The 6,946-nt window shown below is 57.4% G+C and carries 7 protein-coding genes; 5 read left to right on the forward strand and 2 right to left on the reverse strand.

Annotation, left to right across the window (positions count from 1 at the left end; translation table 11 throughout):
- Positions 1–56: 56 nt before the first annotated feature.
- Positions 57–818, forward strand: a complete 762-nt coding sequence (gene cysZ, locus UN63_RS08190; protein WP_104486286.1) for a sulfate transporter CysZ — start codon at positions 57–59, stop codon at positions 816–818.
- Here cysZ and mepK read toward each other — a convergent pair.
- Positions 782–1,330, reverse strand: coding sequence for a peptidoglycan L,D-endopeptidase MepK (gene mepK / locus UN63_RS08195; protein WP_104486292.1), 549 nt, complete (start codon positions 1,328–1,330; stop codon positions 782–784). The genes cysZ and mepK overlap by 37 nt on opposite strands.
- 264 nt (positions 1,331–1,594) lie before the next feature.
- Complete coding sequence (locus tag UN63_RS08200; protein WP_229793530.1) at positions 1,595–3,190, reverse strand: L,D-transpeptidase family protein; 1,596 nt, start codon at positions 3,188–3,190, stop codon at positions 1,595–1,597.
- Positions 3,191–3,371: 181 nt separating this feature from the next.
- Between UN63_RS08200 and cysK the strand changes: the two genes are divergently transcribed.
- The 4 genes from cysK to UN63_RS08220 all read left to right on the forward strand — a co-directional run.
- Positions 3,372–4,340 (forward strand): cysteine synthase A, encoded by a 969-nt coding sequence (gene cysK, locus UN63_RS08205; RefSeq protein WP_104486287.1) that lies wholly within the window; start codon positions 3,372–3,374, stop codon positions 4,338–4,340.
- Between the two features lie 278 nt (positions 4,341–4,618).
- A complete protein-coding gene (gene crr, locus UN63_RS08210; RefSeq protein WP_104486288.1) occupies positions 4,619–5,128 on the forward strand; it encodes a PTS glucose transporter subunit IIA in 510 nt (169 codons plus the stop codon).
- Positions 5,129–5,569: 441 nt separating this feature from the next.
- Complete coding sequence (locus UN63_RS08215; RefSeq protein ID WP_104486289.1) at positions 5,570–5,851, forward strand: HlyU family transcriptional regulator; 282 nt, start codon at positions 5,570–5,572, stop codon at positions 5,849–5,851.
- The coding region (locus UN63_RS08220; protein WP_146084727.1) for a tRNA(Met) cytidine acetyltransferase TmcA domain-containing protein at positions 5,844–6,946 on the forward strand (1,103 nt) is incomplete at its 3' end. The genes UN63_RS08215 and UN63_RS08220, both read left to right, overlap by 8 nt.

Consider the following 6,946-nt stretch of genomic DNA (forward strand, 5'->3'; position numbering starts at 1 on the left):
GGGCTTGGCAGCCCGCCCATGGCTCTCTAATATATGTTTTTTTCAAAGGAGCCTTCATGTCAGCCACTTACCATACGGCCAGCGGTCCACAATATCTGCTCAGGGGGTTGTCTCTGATCCGGGAGCCGGATTTACGCCTTTTTGTATTGATTCCACTGACGATCAACCTGCTGCTGTTCGGCGGCGCCTTTTACTGGCTTTATTTACAACTGGGGGAGCTTTTTTCCTGGTTTGAGGGCGTGATGCCAGACTATCTGCAGTGGATGAGCTACCTGCTCTGGCCCTTGGCCATCGTCACCATCGCCGTGGTGTTTTCGCTGATGTTCACCAGTTTTGCCAATCTGCTGGCCGCCCCCTTCAACGGCCTGCTGGCCGAACGGGTAGAACAGAAACTGACCGGCAAGAAACTGCCCGACAGTAGCTGGGCCGCCCTGGTCCGGGACACCCCCCGCATGCTGGGCCGGGAAGTGCGCAAGATGACCTATTATGTGCCCCGCGCCATCGGTTGCCTGCTGCTGTTTCTGGTGCCGGTCTTCGGGCAAACCCTGGCGCCACTGATCTGGTTTGCGTTCAGCGCCTGGATGATGGCCATTCAGTACTGCGACTACCCGTTCGATAATCACAAAATAGACTTCGATCTGATGCGGCGCTCACTGGCGGAAAAAAGACGGCTCAGCTGGGGCTTTGGTGCCAGCGTCGCACTCTGTTCCGGCTTGCCGTTGATTAACCTGCTGATCATGCCGGTGGCGATTTGCGGCGCCACCGCCCTGTGGGTAGATCATTACACCCAGCTGCGTACCGGCCCGGTGTCGAGATGAACAAAATCTGACTTGGGATAATAGCCGACTCCCCCCACCTTGAGCTGCAAGGCGGCCTTGCGAACTTCGGCCAGCGGGACACCGGGCAGGCGCAGATCGATGGCTTGCCCCTTCATGTGGAAACTCTTCTTGGCCACGCCACTGCTGTTGTTGCGCAGCATGGCATTGGTCTTGGGTGAACGATAGCCGGAGATAATCTGTATCTCTCCGGCTTTCCCCAGGCGATGCTGCAACAGAAACAGCTGATCGAACAGCTTGGGATCGATGTCATGTACCTCGTTACGACGAAAATCGCGCATCACGCGGTTAAAGGTGCTGAGCCCTTCCTTGAGATAATGGCCTTCTTCCCAGAAGCTGGCAGTGACTTTTTCACCGGTGTGGAGATTGTGCAGGCTCAACTTGCGCACCGGAGCGGACAGACTGGCCTGTGCCGGCAGCGACACCAACGACGCCACGCCCAGGCCACCCATTCCCATTAAAAAACGTCGACGATCCACTCCGCGTTTCAGCATATTTTCTCTTTCAAACATTATTCAAACTCATTTTTAAATACAAAAAGGGTGCATCAGCCAGGCCGAGGCCCGGTTGATAAGACACAGCACTAAACTAAAAGGGAAGAGCTGAACAGAAGGCTACTATCGCCCGTCACAGGCATTGCCTTTCGGTTATCTGATGTCACCGCATAAAAAGCGAGCGGGAATTATCCTATAAAAGATTAAATAATCAACAACCATTGGTTATAAGGCCGCCGTAAGCGACGGCCTTAAGAGTAGAGGTTAGCCGGCAGTGAAGGGATTGTGCAAGATTCGATCGAAATCATAGATGTCGTTGCGAAAGCGGGGCAAACCGTCGGGCCCCAGCCAGCCCGGCCAGTACACCATGAACACCGGCAAGGGCTGAGCTACCCGTAACCAGCGGGTTTTTGGGCTGGCTTTCAAGGCCGCCAGCCGCTCCGGGCTCAGCTTATCGCTCAACAACCAGCTGGCCAGCTGTTCGGCGCCTTCTACCCGTACACAACCGGAGCTGAGTGCCCGGCTGTCGCGAGAAAAGAGGCTGCGGCCCGGGGTGTCATGCAGATAGATGGCATCATCGTTGGGCATATGAAATTTATAGGAACCGAGGGCATTACGAGCTCCGGGTCTTTGTCGTAACCGATAGGGAAAGCCGCCCCCGTTATAGAGTCGAGCCTGCCACTCGGCTCTGGATACCGGGCCGGCGCTATCGAGCACATCGAAACCTTCCCGTGCGATATAACCGGGATCCCGGTACAGCTTGGGCACTATGTCCCTCTCGATAATAGAGCGCGGTACATTCCAGGGCGGATTGATCACCACATTGGTGATATTGCTGGTCATGATCGGGGTTTTACGCTCGTCTTTACCGACGATAACGTCACTTTCCAGCACTATCACCTGATCCTGATAAAGCCGCAGACGGTATTCGGGGATATTCACCAGCAGATAGGACGACGGCAGCTTGTCGCCAATCAGGGTTCGCAGCATGCTTCGCATCAGCAGCTGAGCCCGCTGAAGTGGGGCCACATCCAGCCAGGCGAAGGTCTGGGGACCGATAACCCCATCCACCTGCAGACCATGTCGCTGCTGAAAACCCCGTACGGCCTTTACCAGGGCGGCATCATACCCTTGGGGATCATGAAAGGCGTCAGCGAGTGCATCGGTTGTATCGTCTACGCCCGAGAGTGAGGACGCGCCAGCCACCGGTATGTCGCCCAGCAAGCCTAGCCGTTCCCGAACTCGAGCTATCACCTCGCCCCGATCTCCGGGCCGCAAGATACCGGTACGCAGTACAGGCCAGGGCTGAACATTCAGCGCCAGCAGACGGGCCAGCTGTTGCTGCAACTGGTCATGATCGGCATAACCCGGCGCCAGCCCTTGCACCAGAACATGGCGCTGCTGCTGCTCCGCCGCCAACTGCAATTCGATCTTGTCCTGCTCCCGAAACGAAAGAGAGGCGCCTGTGGTACGCAGATACTGGCGGTCAACGAAAGATAACGAAGCCCAGTATCGCCAGAATGCCTGCATGCCGAGCAGTAGTCGATCGTCAGCCTCATCGGAGGCGGTATCGACCGACACCGCCTGTTGCCACCACAGGGTCAGCTTGGGATGTACATCGGCCAGCGCCAGTTCCAGCCCCTGCTGATGCAACTGCAGTCGAGCTTCGGGCTCGTCCTGCCAGGAGGAAGCGGCCGCGCTGCTCATGCCGACGCATAGCAACAGCCACAGCCCGAACATCACACGATACCCTGAAATCTCACCGCTCATCATCTTGCTGCTCGCCCATTCCCTGAATTCAATACCAGCCAGGTTCCACAGTACACCCGTATACACACCAAGGGATAGCATCCCCACCATGATCTCTCTTGATAATAGACCCGGTGTGAATACACCATCTGTCGGATCGATAGCAATGGAATATAAATCTATCACTTAATAACATATAGTTATAACGATTCGTCATTTCTCATTCTATAAAGAATGGGTAAGCTGACCATATAGATACTTCTGGTGTTACTGAACCTTAGGGATAGCCGTGATGAGCAACATTTTTGAAGATAACTCTCAGACCATTGGACATACTCCACTGGTCAAACTGAACCGGGTCAGCAAGGGACGAGTGCTGGCCAAGATAGAAAGCCGCAACCCCAGTTTCAGCGTCAAATGCCGTATCGGCGCCAACATGATATGGGATGCCGAAAAACGGGGCGAACTGGTGGCCGGTAAAGAGCTGATTGAGCCGACCAGCGGTAACACCGGCATCGCACTGGCCTTCGTGGCCGCCTCTCGTGGCTACGCCATTACCCTGACCATGCCCAACACCATGAGCATGGAACGCCGTCAGCTGCTGAAAGCTCTGGGCGCCACTCTGGTGCTGACCGATGGTGCCAAAGGCATGAAAGGCGCCATCGAAAAAGCCATGGAACTGAAAGAAACGGCACCGGAAAAATACGTGCTGCTGCAGCAGTTCAACAACCCGGCCAACCCGGAGATTCATGAAAAAACCACCGGCCCCGAGCTGTGGGAAGACACAGACGGCAGCATCGATGTGTTCGTGGCCGGCGTGGGCACCGGCGGCACCTTGACCGGTGTATCCCGTTATATCAAGAACACCAAAGGCAAGGCCATTACCACGGTTGCCGTCGAGCCTGTCGAGTCTCCGGTGATCACCCAGGCCCTGGCCGGTGAAGAAATCAAGCCCGGCCCGCACAAGATTCAGGGCATCGGCGCCGGCTTTATTCCCGGTAACCTGGACCTGTCTTTGATCGACAGGGTCGAGCAGGTTTCCAGCGAAGATGCCATCGAGATGGCCCGCCGCCTGATGAAGGATGAAGGTATTCTGGCCGGCATCAGCTCCGGTGCCGCCGTGGTTGCCGCCAATCGTCTGGCCGAATTGCCCGAGTTTGCCGACAAGACCATCGTCGTGATACTGCCCAGCTCCGGCGAGCGCTATCTCAGCACCGCCCTGTTCCAGGGCATCTTCACCGAGCAGGAATTGCAGCAGTAATCGCCCCGCCCCCTCGATACCGGCGCCATTATCTGCGCCGGTGTTACTAAATCCGACTGCCTGCTCGGCCTTTTTACGAGAATGTCGCACTCGCTTTCGTCCTCTAATACCACCTCGGACATCCCTTCGTTTCCCTTCCCCATGTACATTGGCGCTCCAGCCCCTACAATGATGGAAGTCTTTGCCCAAGCTTAATATTTTCGGATCGATTTACTCCCTTTATCTTGAGAAAGTCCGTCTGTTATCATCATCATCAAATAATGCCAGGAGCTGATATTATGGGTCTGTTCGAGAAACTGAAAAGAATGGTGTCTGACGATACCGGTGAAACCAGCGGCATCGACATCTTCGCCCCCCTTTCCGGTGAGCTGGTCGCTATCGAAGAAGTACCGGATGTGGTGTTCGCCGAAAAAATAGTGGGTGACGGCATCGCGATCAAACCCAGCGGCAACAAGATGGTTGCCCCCTGCGACGGCACCATCGGCAAGATATTCGAAACCAATCATGCATTCTCTATCGAATCCGACTCCGGCCTGGAACTCTTTGTCCACTTCGGCATCGACACAGTAGAGCTCAAGGGCGAAGGTTTTACCCGCATCGCCCAGGAAGGTCAGCAGGTGAAAAAAGGCGACACCATCATCGAATTCGATCTGGCACTGCTGGAAACCAAGGCCAAGTCCACCCTGACTCCTGTGGTCATTTCGAACATGGATGAGGTCAAGGAAGTCATCAAGCAGAGCGGCGCCGTGACCTTGGCCGAAGACGTGATAATGCGCGTCAGGAAGTAACCCGGTCTGCTGTTGCAAGGCGCCACAGCGGCGCCTTTTTTACTGGCAACGTTATTCACCGTTATACCAGACAGATTAAACAACCGACCTGTTTGGTTGCCCTGCAAAGGTCGGATAAAGGGCCAGCTCCCCCGACACGCCGTGAACCCATCCCTGGGGGCTCCGCCGCGCCATCCTTGGCGCGGAGGGTCGGTGGAGCTGCACCCTTTAACCTCCCTGATGCCTGGGAGTGGCCTGCGAGCATCGCCTACAGACAACTCGGTGCCCAAGAAGAGGCAACAGAGAACGGCTCCCACGACCGTGACATGCCATGGATGGCATGTCCGAGCTTACATGGATGTACTCGTAGCGTGTCGTGGGAGACGGCTGTGTTGCCTCTGAGCCTCGGGTTTAAGAAACGATAAGATGTTTATTCAAACTGGTATTACAGGAAAACCCACTATGTTCAACTGGCTAAAAAAATGGTGCCAACAAGGTGCCTCTGCTCCCGCTCCCCGTTTTGAGCCCACGTCTTATCAGGGCTTCGACATCTATCCCGAGCCCATGGCCGAGGGCGGCCAGTACCGGCTGCACGGTCGCATCACCCGGCTCAAAGACGGGGAGCTGCAGGAATATCGGCTGATCCGCTCGGATCTGCTGCCGTCGGCCGAACAGGCCGCCGAGCTGATGGTCGCCAAGGCCAAACGGGTTATAGACGAAAATGGTGAACGCATTTTTGACTGAATGGTCGCACTGGCGCCGGCAATTGCGCCACAATGGTGAACGCCGCCTGCTGGTGCTGAGTGGCTGCGAATCCTGGGCCATGAGCCAGGCCCGCAGGCTCATCAGCAGTCACGGTGATGCCAACTCCATCTGGCTGGGCCAGGCCCCTTCAGGCCAGGAGTCCTGTGCCATCGGCAAGTTTCAGGGGGCACTCGGCCGGGAATATGACAGCCTGGTGTTCAACACCCACAGCGGCCTGCATCCGGATGCCTTCGGCGCTGCTGTCGGTGCCGTCATGGCCGGTGGCCTGGTGCTGCTGCTGTGCCCCCCCCTGAGTGAATGGCCGAGCTATGCGGATCCGGATCTGGTGCGTTATGTAGCCCTGCCGGAACAGGCGGCCGGGCTCTACAGCCATTTTCTGCATCGCTTTACCACCCTGCTACAACAAGACCCCTCTGTGCTGCTCTGGCAGCAAGGTACCTCCTTCCCTGCCCTGCCCGAGTTGTCTCCTGCTCCCTGGCGGCGAGAGCGCGACCGTCGGGGCTGTCTGAACCACCAGCAACGCCGGGCGCTGGCAATGATGCTGCAAGCGGCCCGCCGCCGACAGCCGCTGGTGCTGACCGCCGATCGGGGCCGGGGCAAGTCCAGCCTGCTCGGGCTGGCAGCCGAGCGATTGCTCGCCGCCGGTTACCGGGTATTGCTGACTGCCCCAAGCCCCGGGGCCGCCGCCCAGGCGCTGGCGCACTGTGATGGGCCACTGGACTTTATTGCCCCGGACGCCCTGCTGGCCCAACGGCCAGACGCAGACATACTGCTGGTAGACGAGGCCGCCGCCATTCCTGTGCCCATGCTGCTGACCCTGGCCCGACGCTATTGCTGTCTCTTCGCCAGTACAGAGCACGGCTACGAAGGAACCGGGCTGGGCTTTCAGCTGAAGTTTCAACCGGCGCTGACGGCGCTGGCACCAGACTGGAAGAAGGTGCATCTGGATATGCCGGCGCGCTGGAGCCCGCAGGATCCCCTGGAGCCACTGGTATTCAGGCTGCTGGCCCTAGATGCGGACCCGATCACGCCGCCCCGGGAAGGCGAACTGAATATCCGCTGGGTCAGCCGCAA

The sequence above is a fragment of the Oceanisphaera arctica genome, from assembly GCF_002936955.1.
Lineage (GTDB): Bacteria > Pseudomonadota > Gammaproteobacteria > Enterobacterales > Aeromonadaceae > Oceanimonas > Oceanimonas arctica.

What these genes read in the sequence shown, in the direction of transcription:
- cysZ (WP_104486286.1), top strand. Translation starts at nt 57, where the DNA reads ATGTCAGCCACTTACCATACGGCCAGCGGTCCACAATATCTGCTCAGG.
- mepK (WP_104486292.1), bottom strand. Translation starts at nt 1,330, where the DNA reads ATGCTGAAACGCGGAGTGGATCGTCGACGTTTTTTAATGGGAATGGGT.
- UN63_RS08200 (WP_229793530.1), bottom strand. Translation starts at nt 3,190, where the DNA reads ATGGTGGGGATGCTATCCCTTGGTGTGTATACGGGTGTACTGTGGAAC.
- cysK (WP_104486287.1), top strand. Translation starts at nt 3,372, where the DNA reads ATGAGCAACATTTTTGAAGATAACTCTCAGACCATTGGACATACTCCA.
- crr (WP_104486288.1), top strand. Translation starts at nt 4,619, where the DNA reads ATGGGTCTGTTCGAGAAACTGAAAAGAATGGTGTCTGACGATACCGGT.
- UN63_RS08215 (WP_104486289.1), top strand. Translation starts at nt 5,570, where the DNA reads ATGTTCAACTGGCTAAAAAAATGGTGCCAACAAGGTGCCTCTGCTCCC.